Below are 16,429 nucleotides of genomic sequence, written 5' to 3' on the forward strand. Positions count from 1 at the left end.
CTCCTAGCTTTACGTCGAATTAGCCGCTGATACGAACTTCAATGTAGGAATGGCCGACGGCAATGACGTCACCATCAGCCAGCAGCCAGTTTTCCACCGGCATACTATTTACCGTAGTGCCGTTGGTTGACTGCAAATCAACCAGCACCGCATCACGGCCGTCCCACGTCACTTCCGCATGCTGGCGGGAAACACCAGTGTCCGGCAAACGTAAGTCAGCGTCTACACCGCGCCCGATGATATTCGAACCTTCCTGAACTTGGTAGGAACGATTAGAACCATCTTGGAGCACCAATAGCACCGTAGGGAAATTTTGCAGGTGCGGCGCAGGGACAATCTCCGTAGCAGGCTCTTCTTGGACGTGTTGCTGTCCATGCGGCTGATGCAATGGGGGCAACCCCGGAGGTGGGGCTTGCGGCATCGGCGGCTGATGCATCGGCTGCATGGGCTGATGCATCTCAGGTTGAGCCGAATGCTCCGGCTGGTAGGAGGGAGGCTCTTGGTAGGAGGGGGGTTCCTGGTGGAATGGGGAGGGATCCGCCGAAGGCTGATGCATTGGTGGCTGCGCCGGTTGCAGGAAAGTTTCCGGATTCGCCTGATAGCCGCCGCTTGCACTCCCTAAGGAGGGGGATTGCGCACTTCCGTGGACACCAGCGCCTCCGGCCGCGTCAGAATACCCCTGTTGGCCATACTGATGACCATAGGAGGATTGCTGAGGCTGCTGTTGTGAGTCCGATTCTTTTCCTAGAAATCCGCTTGTAACGCCAGGATTTGGATTTGAGGTTGAACGTGCTTTGAGTTGTCCGGTCCGCAAACTGCCGTCCAGCGTGATAAACACAACCACAGGCCCCGCCAGTGACCACCCTTTATTCCTGGCAAAACGTCCCATGCGGTCCGCAAAATCGGCCGGCAATGATGCATTATGCGAGGAAAGGTTGAGGAAGTCCTTAGTACTTACTGAAACTTCGAAAAAGTTTGGAGCGAGGACTCCGCCACCATTGGCTTGAGAAAGATTGTCTTCTGTTTCTTGTTTGAGGAGTTCTTCCAGCTCAGCAGGGACAACCTTGCCTCCAAATACGAAAGCGAAACCGTTGTCCAAGCCACGCTGAAGGGCACTGTCCAGCTTGGCAATTCGGCCCATTACGGACACGTTCAGGCCACCTTTCTTTAGATTCGAGCAGTAGTTGAATGACAAGGTCAATGCGACCAGTATATGTGTTTTAGGCAAGAGGATTGAAGAGGCGACTGAGCAGGGGTTTTTGGGGGGACCTCAGGAAAACGCTATGTGGCCTGCGGATTTGACGGTTTGGAGCAGCACCGTGCTATCGTATTGAAGTCCACAGCGACATCAAACCACTCGGGCGAGTGGCGGAATGGCAGACGCGCTGGCTTCAGGTGCCAGTGTCCTTCGGGACGTGGGGGTTCAAGTCCCCCTTCGCCCACTATGTTGAAGAGCCGCAACCTAGTACTAGGTTGCGGCTTTTGCATTGTCGCTTATCTGCTTGCGGGGGTCGGGTGATCGGATGTGCACTATTGAAATCACATTCGTTTTCAATAAGGTTAAATAAAAATGCTGGTTGATTGGTTGATTTTCAGTAGCGTTTTCAACTAGAGTTCCTTATTGGAATGGGGAAGTGCCCTATTCATGGCAGCCGCTTTAAGGTTGTACTCGAAAGGAATACCATCACCATGGCACACAAGATTCATGAGAATCATGACCACGAGCACGGCGAAGGTTGCGGCCACGTAGCCATCCCGCACGGGGACCACGTTGACTACGTTCACGATGGCCACCTGCACCACAAGCACGAAGACCACTGGGACGAATGCGTTTCCGAAGGGCATCACATTCATGAAAATCATGACCACGAGCACGGCGAAGGTTGCGGCCACGTAGCCATCCCGCACGGGGACCACGTTGACTACGTTCACGATGGCCACCTGCACCACAAGCACGAAGACCACTGGGACGAATGCGTCGGTGCCTAGCGCAGGTTTCGCGGCGTCGATAAGCCCCTTCGCTTAGCTAAGGAAAGCGAGGGGGCTTCGGTGTGCGATGGGCGCTAGGTGTTGGCCTGAATGAACGCCTTCACGGTAGCAACGTCGTTGGGGAGATCCACTACGCGACGCGGGGCCGCCATAATCTCGCGGAAGCGCTCCGGGAGGTCGGGTTCGGCACCGGTAGCCTCGATAATGGTTTCGGTGAATTTCACGGGCAGGGCGGTCTCAAGGCAGACAATTGGGGTATCCACCTGGTCGCGCAGCTGGCGGGCTACGTGGATGCCGTCGGCAGTGTGGGGGTCCACAAGCACGCCGCAGCGGGTGTGGCAATCCCGGATCGTGTTCACTCGGTCCGCGTGGGAAGAATGGCCCGAAAGGAAGCCGTAGGTGGACGCGGCGGCAGGGAACGCGGGGTCGTCGCTCAGTGAGAACCCGCCAGCCTTGACGCGTTCGCCGAAAAGTTCGGCGGTGCGGTCGGCATCTCGGCCAAGAAGGTCGAAGATAAAACGTTCGAAATTAGAAGCGCGAGAGATGTCCATCGAAGGGCTGGAAGTTTCCAAGGTTTCGGCGGAACTGCGCACTCGGTAGTTGCCGGTGCGGAAGAACTCATCAAGGACGTCGTTTTCATTGGTGGCAACGATGAGGCGGTCAATGGGTACGCCCATGGACCTGGCAATGTGTCCCGCGCAAATGTCACCAAAATTCCCGGTAGGAACCGCAAAACTGACGCGTTGCTGGGGTGAATCCGTCGTGCGGATCCAGCACGAAATGTAGTACACCACCTGCGCCACAAGCCGTGCCCAGTTGATGGAGTTGACGGCGCCGATGTTGTGCTCACCTTTGAACACGAGATCGGCGGATACGGCTTTCACTACGTCTTGGCAGTCATCGAATACGCCATCGAGTGCAATGTTGTGGATGTTTTCATCTTGCAGGCCGAACATTTGGGCCTGTTGGAAGGGGGTCATCCGGCCGGCCGGCGTGAGCATAAACACAGAAATTCCAGGGCGGCCGCGCATGGCGTACTCCGCGGCGGAACCGGTATCTCCGGAGGTAGCGCCCAAAATGTTGAGTGTTTCGCCGCGGCGCCGCAACTCATATTCGAACAATTCGCCGAGTAGCTGCATCGCCATGTCTTTAAACGCCGCCGTCGGCCCCATGGACAAATGCCCAATGTATATGCCCGGCTCCAATTCGGTAACCGGCACGATCTGCGGGTCCGAAAACTTCGGGTACGTGTAGGCCCGCTCGCAGATCGCTTTCAGGTCTGGCGCCGGAATATCGGTGATGAAGAGTTGTAATACCTCAGCAGCCAATGCTGCATAGCCCTGGTCGGCGAGCACGCCCCGCCAATGATTCAGCGTTTCCGTGTCCACCTGAGGGTATTCCACCGGTAGGTACAATCCGCCGTCAGGCGCGAGCCCGCCGAGCAGGATATCGGAAAAACTAGCTGGTGTACGGGAAGCATCACGCGTTGAAATGTAGTCCACGCCATAAACCTTACTGAATGGCTTGGAAATGCTTATGCCAGTGTCACCGTTGCCAGCACATCGTCCCCTGGGGACGGGCTGCCCGCCATGGGTTCTTGTGTGACCATCACCTTCATCGTGCCGGGCGGGATCAGCATCCACGCATCCTCCGCTGGAGTTTCGTGCAGCATGCCCGCGGATTCCATGTCTCCGTTTTCCATAACCGCCCACACTTGGGCCGTCATGCCATCGTCGAGGGAAGGCATACCATCTACGGTGAGGCAGCCTTCGCCCATAGTGTCGGATACGGCGACGTGGATCTCGGCGCCCATCATGTTCGATTCACCGTGGCGAACATCACTGGCAGTCATGATTTTATCCATGCGCGCCTTTCCCGGAGACAGCGTCGCGGAACTGGCCGGCGGTGCGGATGGTGAGGCGTGCGTGGTTTCCTTCTGTGGGGTGTTGTTGACGTTTCCGGCCCACCAAACTCCGGCGCCAGCGAGCATGACTACCGCTGCTGCAGCCGCGAAGAATGTGGTGGTTGGCCGTCGGCGCGAGGTGATGGACGCAACCTGGGGTTCGGCGGCAATCCGGTTCATGATTTCGTCGCGGAGTGCGGGCGGAGGCGTGATTGGGGCGGCAGCGTACAATAACGCGTCTTCTGCCTGGGATAACGCGGGTTCATTGGCTAGGGCATCGTCGAATGCATCGCGGGTCATCGTGCCGCTCCTTTCGTGTTCATGATCGCACGTAACTTCCGCAATCCGTCTCGCACTCGGGTTTTTGCCGTTCCGAGGGGGATTTCCAGGTTTTCGGCAAGTTCTTTGTGCGTGAAGCCGTGGAAATACGCCAGCATTACAGCAGTGCGGTGGGGCTCGCCAATACTATCGACGGCCGCGCGAAGCTGCGCCGCTTCCAGCGAAGCGACGGCTTCGTCCTCTACAGACGCGGACCAAGTGGCGTTTTGCAATTGGTAGTCCGCATGGTCACGGCCTTGGGCTGCTCTGTATGAACGAAGACGGTCGATGGCTCGCAGCCTCGCGAGGCGAAGCACCCAGGACTGGGCGCTGCCCCGCGAGGCGTCGAACTCGGCGGCACGACGCCACACCTCAACGAATACTTCCTGCATGACTTCCTCGGCCTGCGCCCGTTCCCGCAGAATCTGGGTGCATAAACCCAGTACGCGGGGCGCGAGCGCGTCGTACAGTGACGCGAACGATGCGGTGTCTCCGCCCGCTGCACTGGTCAAAAGCTGCTCGCAATCGACGGGCTGCATGGATTCCATACTGGCCGAGACTAATGCATGCATGAAGAAAATGAGGATTCAGCGCAGGCGAAGCGCCCGCTACTTCTTTTCCATGGAGTCAGTTTTCTCCATCGAGTCGGACTTCTCCATGGAATCCATCCCGTCGGTCTTTTCCATCGAGTCGGTCTTCTCCATGGAATCCATCCCGTCGGTCTTTTCCATCGAGTCCATGGTGCTGGAAGTCTCGGGGACGGTGGACATCGTGGGGGCTGTGGTTTCTCCGCAGGCGGCGAGACCGAGGCTAGCTACAGCGATGACGCCAACCGCAAGCTTGGTTCGAAGATGAGTGCGCATAATGCTCCTTAGTTACATGGGTTACGCCGGAAACCGGCGTGTTTATGCTGTCGTTTCTTCTTACGGAGACGACCCAAATTTTGGATTGCAATCCGATGGCTGCTTGTGGTCCGTACATACCCACAGATGCTCCGCAGCAACGCGCGAACAGACGCCATATTGTGTGCTTCCGCAGTGGTAAGGGTCCTCAAGCTTCCACATCTATGCAGGTGGCTGGTGTTTTGTTGGGGCGCTGGTGCGGGGCGTCGTCGATAATCGTTGTACGTAGTAAGGATCTTGTTGTGTTTGAACTCGCGGTGATTGGGCTGATTGGTGGCATAGTCACTGGCGTTTCGCCCTGTATTCTTCCCGTGTTACCAGTCGTGTTGGCTGTCACCACAAGCCAAGGACGGCGCCCCCTGCCGGTAGTTGCGGGCATTGCGGTGAGCTTTGCCCTGATTACATTGTTGGGTACGGTGGCGCTCCAGGCGCTGGGCTTGCCGGATTCCACGCTCCGGTGGGTCGGCATCACCATGCTGGTGCTCGTGGGGCTCGGTATGATCGTGCCGCAGCTAGGCAAGCTCATCGAAGCACCGTTCCAGAAATTGCCGCGGTTGACGGCGTTGCAAACCAAAACCCGTGGCAAAGGCGGATTCCTCGTCGGTCTCGCTCTCGGCGCGGTGTATGTACCTTGCGCTGGCCCAGTGTTGGCGGCGGTCACTGTTGCGGGCGCGACTGGGGAGATCGGCTGGAACACGGTGGTACTTACGGTGGCGTTTGCAATTGGTGCGTCGGCTCCCATGCTGATATTCGCAAAGATCGGCGATCGCCTAGGTGCGGGGCACAACACTTCCGTGCACCGTGTGGCGGGGATCGTCGTGTTGGCGCTGGCTGTGGCGCTTGTGTTTGACGCTCCCGCTGCGGTGCAGCGGGCCTTGCCGGACTGGACGGCCGGGGTGCAACGCTCGCTCGGGGAAAACAAAGCTGTTCAAGACGTGCTTACCGGCGCGAGTAGCGCTGCTGAGGGAACGCTGGATCATTGCCGCCGCGGCGAACCAGATCAGTTGCGCGATTGCGGCCCAGCGCCGGAGTTTGAGGGGCTGACGGGCTGGACAAACACCGCGGAACCGATTGGTGTGAATGATGGCAAGGTCACGCTGGTGGACTTTTGGGCCTACGCCTGCATTAACTGCCAGCGTGCGAATCAGCATGTGACCAAGTTGTATGACGCGTATAAGGACGCCGGATTGCAAGTGGTTGGCGTTCACGCTCCCGAGTACGGCTTCGAACGCGAGCTTGCAAATGTGCAGGCCGCTGCGAAGGAGCAGGGCATCAACTATCCGGTGGCCCAGGATAATGATTTTATTACTTGGAAGAAGTACAACAACCGCTATTGGCCCGCGCATTACCTGGTGGACGCTGAGGGTAAGGTTCGGCAGATTCATGAAGGTGAGGGGGCATACGCGGAGACGGAAACGCTGGTGCGGGAGCTGTTGAAGCAGGCCAACCCAAACGTGAAGCTGCCGGAGCCCGTGGAGGATGGTGCCGCGGATGCAGTGACGCGTGACCGCAACCCGGAAACGTACCTTGGTACGCAGCGCGCGCAGTTCTATGAGAACCAGGGCTACACGAACGGTACGCACACGTTTACGGATAACGGTGGTGAATTGGATCGGTTTGCATATCGGCTTAGTGGTACCTGGAACCTTTCCGAAGATGCTATCGAACCAAAAGAAAATAGCGCGAAACTAAAGCTGAACTATCACGCGTCGCTCGTACAGGTGGTCGCATCCGGCACTGGCAAAATTTCCGTGACACGCGCTGATGGAACCAAAGAAACTTTCGAAGTCCCGAAAACCCCTGGTACCGTGGATATTGTGAAGGTTTCCACGGCTCAGGAGGGCGTGCTCACCATCGACGCGGAGCCCGGAATCCGCATGTATTCGTTAACATTCGGCTAAAACGGAAGGTATGAAAGTCCAAGATCTCTTCCGCGACTTCGCTCTTCGCCCAGCGGTGGCGGCGCGTATGCTGCCACCGCTGACGCATCAGCAATTGAATACGCACCTTGGCCAGCACCCGAACAGTATTGCGTGGTTGCTGTGGCATGCGGGGCGTGAGGTAGACACACAGTTTGCCGAACTCAGTGGCGAGGAGGAGGTTTGGACTTCCCAAGGCTTTCGAGAACGTTTTCGGCTCGGACCTATCGGTGACACCATGGGCTACGGGCACACTCGCCTCGACGCTGCAAGGATTGTCGTTGACAACCAAGAGCTCCTGGTCGAATACCTAGCGGCCACGCTGGATCGTTGCGTCGCGTATGTGGATCAGCTCGAAGAGGAACACTGGGATGACGTGGTGGATCATTCGTGGGAGTTTCCAGTTACTCGCGCGACTCGTCTCGTATCCCTCGTCGATGACGCCGCTCAGCATGTCGGCCAAGCGGCGTTTGTGGCGGGCGCGCTCGCCACAGCATCCGATTCATAGTTCCTGGTAGCGGGCCAGCGCGTCGCGCCGTTCCTCAGCATGATCCACAATGGGCAGCGGGTAGTCTGCGGGGAGGTTACGCAATGCATGGATGTCTGCGGCGGGCGTATTTGCTAATTCGGGAACCCAGCGGCGAATATACTCCGCTTGCGGATCAAATCGTTTCCCCTGCGTTTGGGGGTTAAACACGCGGAAATATGGGGAGGCGTCCGTGCCGGTGCCCGCGCACCATTGCCAGGAGTGCTGGTTGCTAGCCTCATCAAAATCTACCAGCATGTCGCGGAAATACTGGGCGCCAAGCTGCCATGGTAGGTGCAGGTCTTTGGTGAGAAAACTGGCCACCAGCATGCGCACGCGGTTATGCATCCAGCCGGTGGCCGCGAGTTGCCGCATGCCCGCATCCACGATGGGGTAACCGGTCGTGCCGTCTTTCCAACACTCAAAATCAACGGTTGGTTCATCCCAACGAAAGTTTGCGAATTTTGGGTTCACATCCTGGTCGGTCGTCTCCGGCCGGTGGAACAGAAAATCCGCGTAAAATTCCCGAAACGCGAGTTCACGTGTGAATGCCTCCCGATCTTCCACGGGCGCGTCCGCGCACTGGCTCAGAGTTTCCAACAGGCCGCGGGGGTGCAGCGCACCCAGCGCGAGTAGATGAGAAATACGCGAGGTACCGTCCAAATCCGGCCGGTCCCGCTGCGTGGCGTAACCTTCTAATCGGCATTGCAGAAAGTCCAGCCAGTGCTCCCACGCGGAGCCGCCCGCGTCGGCGAGATTCGGCGCGTCCCAACCGCATGCGGACCAGGCGCGATAGAACGGGGTAAACACTTTGTAGTGCCCACCGGTGCCGGTACGAAGTGTTCCGGGCGCGACGGCGTAGCCGCAATCCAAGGATTCCATGACGCCCGTACCAAGCTCATCTGCTACGCGTTTATCGCGCCGTAGCCCATCTGGGGTGTAATCCGCCGTGACGATAACCCGTTCGGGTTTCGCGGCGACAATGTCTTCCGGACGCGCCCGCTCGAGTTCCAGCCCACGTTCGCGTAGTTCGATTGCGAGTTCGTTGAGTGCCACCGCGCGAGTTGCCGCCTGAAAGGATGATCGGGGTTTTGGTCCGGCGTAGATTACGCGCAGGTTCGCCGATGCCATGGCGGCCTCCAACCCCGGATGGTCAAAGGCCCGCAGGTCGTTCCGGAGCCACAGGATCGTCAGGTTACTCACAGTACCCATTTGCCCCAGCGCAGCGCGGACGTCATCAGTGCGGCGTAGTTGCTGCGTTCCATGTTCGCAGGACCAGAGATGGGCAGGAAGCGTTGTTCGGCGATGGTCCGCGATTCCGTGTACTTTAACAAGCCGCCGTCCGCGTGCCGACGCCCCGAACCGGATGACTTCCAACCACCCATCGGCGCATCAATGCTTCCGAACGCGGCTGCGAATCCCTCGTTAATATTTACGCTGCCCGCGTGCAGCTGAAGCGCGATGTTCCAGCCGGTGTGCGGGGCGGCAAACACCGCAGCATTGAGCCCATATTCGGTGTCATTGGCCCGGCGAATCGCCTCCTCAATCGACGGGACTTCCTCGATAAACACTACTGGGCCGAATACTTCCTCGCGGTACAAGCGTGCCTCCTGCGGAACCTCCACCAGGATCGTGGGAGAGAGGTAGGCTTCGCCCAGCTCCGGAAGCCGAGTACCGCCGGTGAGGATGCGTGCGCCGAGATTCAGGGCGTCGTCAATCATGTCCACAGCGCGGTCCACCTGCGCGGGCGAGATCATGGAGCCCATGTCCTCGGTCCAGCCGCCGCCACCGATACGCAAGGCCTGCGTCGCGGCGACAAAACGTTCAGTAAACGCCTCAGCGATATCCTCGTGTACGTAAATTCGTTCGATGGAAATGCAGAGTTGGCCGCTGTTGGAAAAGCAGGCGCGAACGGCATCCGCGGCGGCGCGGTCAAGGTTTGCGTCGGGGGCGACGATCAGCGGATTCTTGCCGCCCAACTCCGCCGAAAAGTCGATAAGACGTTCGCCTGCGATTGCGGCGAGTTTGCGGCCTATCGCCGTGGAGCCGGTAAACATGAGGTAGTCGGCCTGCTGGGCGATCTCCGTGCCCACGACTTCGCCGCTGCCTGTGACCACCTGGAACAATTCCAGCGGCAGCCCAGCCTCCACTAATAAATGCACCCCCAGTAGTGCGGTAAACGGCGTTTGGGAATCCGGTTTCAACACCACCGCGTTGCCAGCAAGGAGCGCCGGAATCGCATCTGAAATGGAAAGGGTGAGCGGGTAATTCCATGGTGAAATAATCCCGACCACGCCTTTCGGACTGTGGTCCACCACGGTGCGGGTAAGTCCCGGCAGGGCGCCCTTTGCGCGCCGCGGTTTGAGCAGACGGCCGGCCCGTCGTGCATAATGCCGTGCCGTGATGGCAACATCGAGGACTTCATCAAACGCGCTTGCCCTGTTTTTGCCGGTTTCAGCCTGAATCACATCAAGTAATTCGTTTTGGCGTTCAAGTACTAGGTCGTGGAACCGGAGCATTATTTTGCAGCGGTCAGCTATCGGGGTGGTTACCCATGCAGCCTGGGCGTTTCGCGCGGCGTCGAAAGCCGTGCGAGTGTCGGCGGCGGAACTCGCGGGCACTTCGCCGTAGGTTTCGCCGGTACGGGGATCAGTGACGGTAATGGAGGCTACGGTGCTGGTCATGCCTCACCAGGATAGTCGCAGGGCAGCAACCGGTGCTAGCAAAACCTAGTCACGGCATCCCCACGCTGGGCAAGCCCAACCTACACTGGGTGCTATGCGATCAATCTTTATTTCCGGAGCAAGTGCAGGCATTGGACGAGCAGTAGCAGAGAAGTTTTTGGCGGCCGGGTGGATGGTCGGCGCCTACGATATTCAATCGGTAGATTACGACCATAAAAACCTGGTCAAAGGACACCTTGACGTTACCGATCCGGAATCCTGGGACCATGCCCTCAAGGATTTTGTAAAACACACCGGCGGCAGTATTGACGTGCTGGATAATAACGCCGGCATTATTGCCGATGGCCCGTTAGCCTCGCTCACCCCAGCTCAAGTGCAGGCGCAAATAGACGTGAACTGCGCGGGCGTGACGCTGGGTGCGCGCGCGGCGAAGCGTTACCTGCGGCGCGGATCCACGGTGGTGAACATGGGCTCCGCGTCCGCGATTTACGGGCAGCCCGGAATCTCCGTGTATTCGGCCAGCAAGTTCTACGTTGCAGGTCTGACGGAGGCGCTGAACCTCGAGTGGGCGCGGGATAACGTGCGCGTGGTGGCTATTTGGCCGCTGTGGGCGAAAACGAAGCTTGCGGATGTGCAGGCGCCGTCTGCCCGCCGCCTGGGTGTCCGTATTACCCCGCAGCAAGTTGCGGATGTGGTGTGGGAGGCTGTGCATCCTCGGAACCGGTGGCAGCGCGGCCGCATTCATTACGGCGTTTCCGCGCTCGATAAACTACTGTATTCTTCGCGCAAGTGTTCGCCTGGACGAGTGGCGCGGCTGCTTACCAAGGTGGTTGCGGGATGACACCCTGGTTGGCCACCGCGGAACGCATCGCCCGCGCCGCGCACGCGAATCAACTGGACAAATCGGGCGCGCCGTACATTCATCACCCGGAGCGCGTTGCCCGGATCACCGCTGGTATTACCCCGTCCGAGGTAGCGTGCGCGGCTGCGTGGCTGCATGACGTGATCGAGGATACTGCCGTGACCACTGCGGACTTGCGGCACGAAGGCATTCCTGAAAACGTCATTGAGGTGGTGGATTTGATGACGCACCGCGCCGACGAGGACGTGGATACCTACATGAACCGCCTGCGCACAAACCCCTTGGCAAAGGCCGTGAAGGTCGCCGATTTGATTGACAATTCCTCACCCGCGCGTATCGACGCCCTCCCTCCCGCACTGCAAACCCGCCTGCGGGCGAAGTACCACCACATGTGGGAATTGCTGTTGGGGGAGGGGTAGTTCTCGCGTTATCCGATACGTTTTCCACCTTCAAGGGTGATCAGGCGATCGCATTGCAGGGCTTCTTGCTGGTAATGCGTCGTGATGAGCACGCCGACCCCGCGGGCTGCCGCCACTCGGAGCGTTTTCCACAGCATGGCCCGGGAGAGCGCATCCATGCCGGAGGTGGGCTCATCCAAAATGATCAATTCGGGGTCGTGGCTTAGCGCGCATTCCACCGCGAGGTTGCGTTGCGCGCCCAGCGGCATGCGGTGCACCGGCACTCGGGTGCCGTTGAACAGCGAATCCTGGTGTGGAACTCCGAACACGCTCGTGGTGAAGTCTAGGTTTTCTTGTGCGCTCAAGCTGGGGTACAGGCCCAAGCTTTGCGGCACGTACCCCAAGCGGGCCCGTGTGCGGCGGTCCGGAGTATGACCAAACAATGCCACAGTGCCACTCGTGGGACGATCCAATCCGAGCAGCAACCGGATCAACGTGCTTTTACCCGCGCCATTGCTGCCGATTAACCCCACAATCTCACCGCTGGTCACGTCCATGGATACCCCGTCAAGTGCGGTGAACGTGCCAAACTTTTTGGAAACCCCGGTCACCTCGACGAGGGTGGTCCCATGGGGCAGGGGCGGTGCCGCGTTCGGTGCGTCGGCCGGTGCCGCGTCCGCGGGGGCGTTGCGCAACAGCATGGCCACCGTGGCTAAGTCGAGGTCAAAGGCCGCGTTGGTCATGCCGGCTGGGGCGGGGGCGTCTGATGCTGGGGACCAGTGATACATGGTGGTGCCGCGCCGCCAGGTGCGCGTCGAGGAAGTGTCCAGTACTGTGCCCGTTTCAATCGGTTGCTTCCACAGTGAACCGGGGGCGCTTGCGCATATGTCCGCGGGGGTGCCGGAAGCTAGGCAGCTACCGGCGTCGAGGAGGAATACGGCGTCGGATTGTTCCGCCTCGTCAAGGTAGGTGGTGGCTAGGATGACGGTGCTGCCTTCCTGCGCGGCTTGCCTGATCAGCGCCCACATCGCGGCTCGGCTCTGGGGGTCCACGCCGGTGGTGGGTTCGTCGAGGAGCAGCAGCTGCGGCTGGGGCAGCATTGCCATCGCAACGCCGAGTTTTTGCCGCATGCCACCGGAAAGCCGTCGTCCGATGACGCCGCGTGCGGGAGTGAGGTCCGCAGCGTCGAGGAGCTGCATTGTTCGCTGCTTTGCGACGCCGCCGGGCACGCCATACGCATTCGCAACAAACTCCAGGTTTTCCGCAACGGAAAGGTTCTCCCATACCCCTGAGCTGCTCGGTTGATAGCAGACGTTGTGCCGGGCTAGTCCGCTCTGCGTGGCTAGGTAGCGCAGCAGGCCTGTTTTGCCCGCGCCATCGCCGCCGATCAGGGTGGACACCGTCCCTGGCTCGAATGAACCGGTGAAATTGCGCAGGCCGTGGGGCAACGTGAGGTCGCGCACGGTAATCATCGTGTGGCACCCCCGCGGCGCAGAATGGCGTGCATGCGAAGCGTGGCCGCGCCAAACACCAGTACCGCCATCAACGCTAGGATGGCCACCGAATCGGTGATTTGCCCCAGGGAAGTATTCCGCAGCATGATGCCTTGGGCGGCGTGGTTAAACCAGGTCAGCGGCAAAATGTAGCTTATCCACCGCACCCACACCGCCATGGATTCAATGGGGAAGATCAGTCCGCACAGCAGCACCTGCGGCATGACCAACATGATGGCGAGTTGGATTGCTTGGCCGGTGGTCTGGGACAGGGAGGAAATGAAAATCCCCATGCCAAGAACCACAAACAGGAACAACACGGCCACAACGCCGAAGCGCCACACGCTCCCAGTAAACGGCACATCAAACATCCAGGTGGCAACGAAGGTGATGAGCACGATGTCCAGTAGGGCCAACACGAAATAGGGGAGGATCTTGCCCACGATGATTGCGAACGGCCCGAGCGGCATGACGGCGAGTTGTTCGAGGGTGCCGGTTTCCCGCTCCCTGACCAACCCGATGCTGGTGATGATCACGCCGATAAACGTGAGGATCAACCCGATGAGTCCGGGGACCATGACCCAGGAGGTCTTTAATTCTGGGTTGAACAGCACCGTGGATACTGTCTCGAAGTTGAGGTTTTCCGCGGCGTCGGGAAGCTTTGGCGGTGGATTTCCCTGGCCGGGGTTGAATTGTTCGAAGGCGGTGCGGGCGTCGCTGAGCTTGGCGCGGCCATCTTCAATGATGGTGTGGATCCACGCTTGCTGCGCCGACTGCGCCGAGAATAGTAGCGAACCGTCAATGTACATGTGGTTGTGGGCGCTCAACGCCTCGCCCGCTGTCGGGGTTTCCGCAAAAATCACGGCATTGTAGGTGCGATCCCGCAGCAACCCCTCGATATCCTCTCGAGCAACGTTCGGGTCAACCTTGGCGATGTGGAAATGTTCGGTTGCGGCGGCGTTCGTGTCCATGATCCGCTCGGTTTCCTGCGCGCCCGGCCCCGCGATCAGGATAGTGGTTTTATCCACCGAGAAGTTCGCCGCATAGGTGTACACAATGAGCAGGATCATTGGCACGAGGATCAGCAGGGCTAGAGTACGGCGGTCGCGGGCGAGCTCGCGGATTTCCTTGATGACCATGGCTTTCATAGCGGCCTCCAGATATTTCATCGGCTGTTGAAACTTATCCTAGCACCGATATTTCCACACGCGATGAAATTTTGGGTGTGACGTAGACTGGAGTGCGTGGAAGCAGATAAAACGCTTGGAAAACGCGGGCCCCAACTCGGGCGCAGCGACGTCAAAGGCGAAATACTCGCGGCAGCCCAGATGGAGTTCGCCGAACACGGATTCCGGGGTGCAACTATTCGGCGCATCGCCCGCCGCGCTCACGTGGACCCCAAGCTCATCCACTACTACTTCGGCACCAAATCTGACCTTTTTATGCAGTGCATTCCCTCCGCGGACGGTGTTGCCGATGTGCTGCACGCGCTCAGGCGGTTGCTGGTTACGCCGGAATTCACCGGCGAACATTATGTGGCCATGGTGCTGAGCACGTGGGAATCCTCCAGCTTCGGCCCGGCGTTTTTAAGCTTGGTCAAGGGGATCGGCGAACACGAGGAATCCCGCGCGGTAGTTCGCCGCTTCCTCGTAGGGGAAGTGTCCGCGTTGCTGCGTGCAGACGGAGAAATCCCAAACCTTGAGCAACGCACTGCGCTGATAGGCACCCAGATGTACGGCCTAGTAATGCTGCGCTACGTACTCAAGCATCCGACAATTTGCGCGTTGGAGCGCGCTGAACTGGCAAAACTCGTTGGTCCGGTGATTGACCACTACCGCAGCCTCTAGGAGTGTGGTACTACAAAACCATTGGGCAAAATTTATTTTCGTGTTGAAGAAAGGAGCCAGTGCTGATGAAGCAGAAAGCTATCATTGCGACTCTTCAGGTACTGCTCACCGTGTCCATCTGCGTGTGGCTGTGGGAGTACGCACAAACCCTCTGGTGAGGCGCATGCCGGGTACAGTGGCGTCATGTTGACCTCCTGCGCCACGCCCGAAGCTGCCATCAACCGCCTTATTGAACTTTACGATTCCGCCGCTGCGAAGGCGCGGTCCGCCCTCAGTACCGGTGAAGCTTACGAGGGCGTGGTGTACCCAAAGCTCGTTGTGGATGTTACCGATTGGCATCCCATCGACCGCACCGCCGCTTATGGGTACGTGGATCAGGTGGGCCGCTATTCCGCTGTGCTGAGTCGCCCGCGCCTGATGCGTGCTTACCTGCTGGACATGCTGACCGCCCTTACCGAAAATTACCCTTGCGAAATTTCGGTCGGTCCGAGCGACGTCAGCATCGCCCCCGAATATATTGACGACGCCCCGCCCGCAGCTGGCCGCACGGACGTGCCGAAGCCTTCGCTTGACGACGTCGATGACGCCATCGTGGATTCAGTATGGTCCGCGTTTCACGGCGCAGAGCGTCCGCTGTTCTATTTTTCCCCGCAGCGATTCGATATTGCGTGCCGCAGGATCGAGCATTACACGGGCATACCCGTGGATACGGTGCAGAAATACATCCTGTTTACTAACTATTCCATGCACACCAGCGAGTTTGTGCGTTATGCGCGCGCGGAGCTCGGGCGGCCCGGTAGCCGGTACACGGAACTCTGCCTGCCGAACGGCGCGCGGGTTTCCGCGCCAGGCGATGAGTTCGACGTGGCTAGCAACCATCAGATGCCTCGCTTCGACCTATGCACCAAGGCTGGTAACGGCATCACCATGATCAACATCGGTGTTGGGCCGTCCAATGCGAAAACCGTGACGGATTGCCTCGCGGTGCTGCGCCCCGAATGCTGGGTGATGATCGGCCACTGCGCAGGGTTGGATTCTCGCATGCGTATCGGCGATTTGATCCTAGGCAATGCCTACCAGCGACGTGATCAAATCCTTGATGATCGCATCGCGCTCGACATTCCAATTCCAGCGGTGCCAGAAGTTCAGCGCACACTGGAAGCATCCGTAAACGCCGTGTATGGGGATCACCAAGAGCTCATCCGCACTGGCACGGTACTTTCCACCGACGACCGCAACTGGGAATGGCGCACCGACGCCGACCTGTGGCGGATTTTGCGCGGTTCGACCGCCGTGGCCGTAGACATGGAATCCGCAGCGCTCGCCACCAACGGCTACCGTTACCGAGTGCCCTATGGCACCTTGCTCAGCGTGTCCGACCTGCCCCTGCATGCTGTTCCGAAACTCCCCGCTGGGGCACAGGCGTTTTATTCATCGTCGAAGGAAGCCCACGTTATGTGTGCCGTACGTGCGGTGGAAACGCTGGCGGCAACACCGGAAAAGCTCCACACAAGGAAACTGCGGCGTACCATCGGGGAGGTACCATTCCGATAGGCGCGTGTCGTCGTTGGAGGGAATTGAACGCAGT

Annotated in this window: 16 protein-coding genes and 1 tRNA gene; 8 read left to right on the forward strand and 9 right to left on the reverse strand. The window is 59.1% G+C overall.

Annotation, left to right across the window (positions count from 1 at the left end):
• Positions 1 to 19 precede the first annotated feature (19 nt).
• Positions 20 to 1,150 (reverse strand): FhaA domain-containing protein, encoded by a 1,131-nt coding sequence (locus Q4D83_RS10245; RefSeq protein ID WP_303175213.1) that lies wholly within the window; start codon positions 1,148 to 1,150, stop codon positions 20 to 22.
• 209 nt (positions 1,151 to 1,359) lie between these two features.
• On the opposite strand from Q4D83_RS10245, the gene Q4D83_RS10250 reads away from it, so the two are divergent.
• Both Q4D83_RS10250 and Q4D83_RS10255 read left to right on the forward strand, forming a co-directional pair.
• Positions 1,360 to 1,442 (forward strand) — tRNA-Leu (locus tag Q4D83_RS10250).
• 247 nt (positions 1,443 to 1,689) lie between these two features.
• Positions 1,690 to 1,989, forward strand: coding sequence for a hypothetical protein (locus Q4D83_RS10255; RefSeq protein ID WP_303175214.1), 300 nt, complete (start codon positions 1,690 to 1,692; stop codon positions 1,987 to 1,989).
• Positions 1,990 to 2,063: 74 nt separating this feature from the next.
• Here Q4D83_RS10255 and thrC read toward each other — a convergent pair whose 3' ends face one another.
• From thrC to Q4D83_RS10275, 4 genes are read right to left on the reverse strand one after another with little or no spacing between them, the layout of a single operon-like run.
• Positions 2,064 to 3,491, reverse strand: a complete 1,428-nt coding sequence (gene thrC / locus Q4D83_RS10260) for a threonine synthase (RefSeq protein ID WP_303175215.1) — start codon at positions 3,489 to 3,491, stop codon at positions 2,064 to 2,066.
• 32 nt (positions 3,492 to 3,523) lie between these two features.
• Positions 3,524 to 4,192 (reverse strand): anti-sigma factor, encoded by a 669-nt coding sequence (locus Q4D83_RS10265; RefSeq protein ID WP_303175216.1) that lies wholly within the window; start codon positions 4,190 to 4,192, stop codon positions 3,524 to 3,526.
• The gene (locus tag Q4D83_RS10270; protein ID WP_303175217.1) at positions 4,189 to 4,758 is read right to left on the reverse strand and encodes a sigma-70 family RNA polymerase sigma factor; all 570 of its coding nucleotides are present in this window, start codon (positions 4,756 to 4,758) and stop codon (positions 4,189 to 4,191) included. The genes Q4D83_RS10265 and Q4D83_RS10270 overlap by 4 nt, the downstream gene beginning before the upstream one ends.
• A 60-nt stretch (positions 4,759 to 4,818) precedes the next feature.
• Positions 4,819 to 5,073, reverse strand: coding sequence for a hypothetical protein (locus Q4D83_RS10275; RefSeq protein WP_303175218.1), 255 nt, complete (start codon positions 5,071 to 5,073; stop codon positions 4,819 to 4,821).
• 281 nt (positions 5,074 to 5,354) lie between these two features.
• Here Q4D83_RS10275 and Q4D83_RS10280 point away from each other — a divergent pair, with 281 nt between their 5' ends.
• A complete protein-coding gene (locus Q4D83_RS10280; protein WP_303175219.1) occupies positions 5,355 to 7,013 on the forward strand; it encodes a cytochrome c biogenesis protein DipZ in 1,659 nt (552 codons plus the stop codon).
• A 10-nt stretch (positions 7,014 to 7,023) separates the two neighbouring features.
• Entirely contained in the window at positions 7,024 to 7,539 is a 516-nt protein-coding gene (locus Q4D83_RS10285; protein ID WP_303175220.1) for a DinB family protein, read from the forward strand.
• Here the strand turns inward: Q4D83_RS10285 and Q4D83_RS10290 are convergent.
• A complete protein-coding gene (locus Q4D83_RS10290) occupies positions 7,534 to 8,769 on the reverse strand; it encodes a deoxyribodipyrimidine photo-lyase (protein ID WP_303175221.1) in 1,236 nt (411 codons plus the stop codon). The two genes, Q4D83_RS10285 and Q4D83_RS10290, sit on opposite strands and share 6 nt — an antisense overlap.
• Positions 8,757 to 10,241 (reverse strand): succinic semialdehyde dehydrogenase, encoded by a 1,485-nt coding sequence (locus Q4D83_RS10295; protein WP_303175222.1) that lies wholly within the window; start codon positions 10,239 to 10,241, stop codon positions 8,757 to 8,759. Before Q4D83_RS10295 ends, Q4D83_RS10290 begins: the two co-directional genes overlap by 13 nt.
• A 94-nt stretch (positions 10,242 to 10,335) precedes the next feature.
• On the opposite strand from Q4D83_RS10295, the gene Q4D83_RS10300 reads away from it, so the two are divergent.
• Together Q4D83_RS10300 and Q4D83_RS10305 are read left to right on the forward strand one after the other, a co-directional pair.
• Complete coding sequence (locus Q4D83_RS10300) at positions 10,336 to 11,082, forward strand: SDR family oxidoreductase (RefSeq protein ID WP_303175223.1); 747 nt, start codon at positions 10,336 to 10,338, stop codon at positions 11,080 to 11,082.
• Positions 11,079 to 11,522 carry an HD domain-containing protein gene (locus tag Q4D83_RS10305; protein WP_303175224.1) on the forward strand — a complete coding sequence of 148 codons (444 nt, stop codon included), beginning with the start codon at positions 11,079 to 11,081 and terminating at the stop codon, positions 11,520 to 11,522. The genes Q4D83_RS10300 and Q4D83_RS10305 overlap by 4 nt, the downstream gene beginning before the upstream one ends.
• An 8-nt stretch (positions 11,523 to 11,530) precedes the next feature.
• Here the strand turns inward: Q4D83_RS10305 and Q4D83_RS10310 are convergent, their stop codons facing one another.
• Both Q4D83_RS10310 and Q4D83_RS10315 read right to left on the reverse strand, forming a co-directional pair.
• Complete coding sequence (locus tag Q4D83_RS10310) at positions 11,531 to 12,973, reverse strand: ATP-binding cassette domain-containing protein (protein ID WP_303175225.1); 1,443 nt, start codon at positions 12,971 to 12,973, stop codon at positions 11,531 to 11,533.
• Entirely contained in the window at positions 12,970 to 14,163 is a 1,194-nt protein-coding gene (locus tag Q4D83_RS10315) for an ABC transporter permease (RefSeq protein WP_303175226.1), read from the reverse strand. Before Q4D83_RS10315 ends, Q4D83_RS10310 begins: the two co-directional genes overlap by 4 nt.
• A gap of 75 nt (positions 14,164 to 14,238) precedes the next feature.
• On the opposite strand from Q4D83_RS10315, the gene Q4D83_RS10320 reads away from it, so the two are divergent.
• Entirely contained in the window at positions 14,239 to 14,841 is a 603-nt protein-coding gene (locus Q4D83_RS10320) for a TetR/AcrR family transcriptional regulator (protein WP_303175227.1), read from the forward strand.
• A 183-nt stretch (positions 14,842 to 15,024) separates the two neighbouring features.
• Entirely contained in the window at positions 15,025 to 16,395 is a 1,371-nt protein-coding gene (gene amn / locus Q4D83_RS10325; protein WP_303175228.1) for an AMP nucleosidase, read from the forward strand.
• Positions 16,396 to 16,429 lie beyond the last annotated feature (34 nt).

Source organism: Corynebacterium sp., assembly GCF_030532715.1.
In the GTDB taxonomy this organism is placed as follows: domain Bacteria; phylum Actinomycetota; class Actinomycetes; order Mycobacteriales; family Mycobacteriaceae; genus Corynebacterium.

Bases quoted from the DNA above. Each gene is read 5' to 3' on its own strand.
- Q4D83_RS10305 (WP_303175224.1), top strand. From the start codon at position 11,079: ATGACACCCTGGTTGGCCACCGCGGAACGCATCGCCCGCGCCGCGCAC.
- Q4D83_RS10290 (WP_303175221.1), bottom strand. From the start codon at position 8,769: ATGGGTACTGTGAGTAACCTGACGATCCTGTGGCTCCGGAACGACCTG.
- amn (WP_303175228.1), top strand. From the start codon at position 15,025: ATGTTGACCTCCTGCGCCACGCCCGAAGCTGCCATCAACCGCCTTATT.
- Q4D83_RS10255 (WP_303175214.1), top strand. From the start codon at position 1,690: ATGGCACACAAGATTCATGAGAATCATGACCACGAGCACGGCGAAGGT.
- Q4D83_RS10270 (WP_303175217.1), bottom strand. From the start codon at position 4,758: ATGGAATCCATGCAGCCCGTCGATTGCGAGCAGCTTTTGACCAGTGCA.
- Q4D83_RS10315 (WP_303175226.1), bottom strand. From the start codon at position 14,163: ATGAAATATCTGGAGGCCGCTATGAAAGCCATGGTCATCAAGGAAATC.
- Q4D83_RS10310 (WP_303175225.1), bottom strand. From the start codon at position 12,973: ATGATTACCGTGCGCGACCTCACGTTGCCCCACGGCCTGCGCAATTTC.
- Q4D83_RS10275 (WP_303175218.1), bottom strand. From the start codon at position 5,073: ATGCGCACTCATCTTCGAACCAAGCTTGCGGTTGGCGTCATCGCTGTA.
- Q4D83_RS10285 (WP_303175220.1), top strand. From the start codon at position 7,024: ATGAAAGTCCAAGATCTCTTCCGCGACTTCGCTCTTCGCCCAGCGGTG.
- Q4D83_RS10295 (WP_303175222.1), bottom strand. From the start codon at position 10,241: ATGACCAGCACCGTAGCCTCCATTACCGTCACTGATCCCCGTACCGGC.
- Q4D83_RS10300 (WP_303175223.1), top strand. From the start codon at position 10,336: ATGCGATCAATCTTTATTTCCGGAGCAAGTGCAGGCATTGGACGAGCA.
- Q4D83_RS10265 (WP_303175216.1), bottom strand. From the start codon at position 4,192: ATGACCCGCGATGCATTCGACGATGCCCTAGCCAATGAACCCGCGTTA.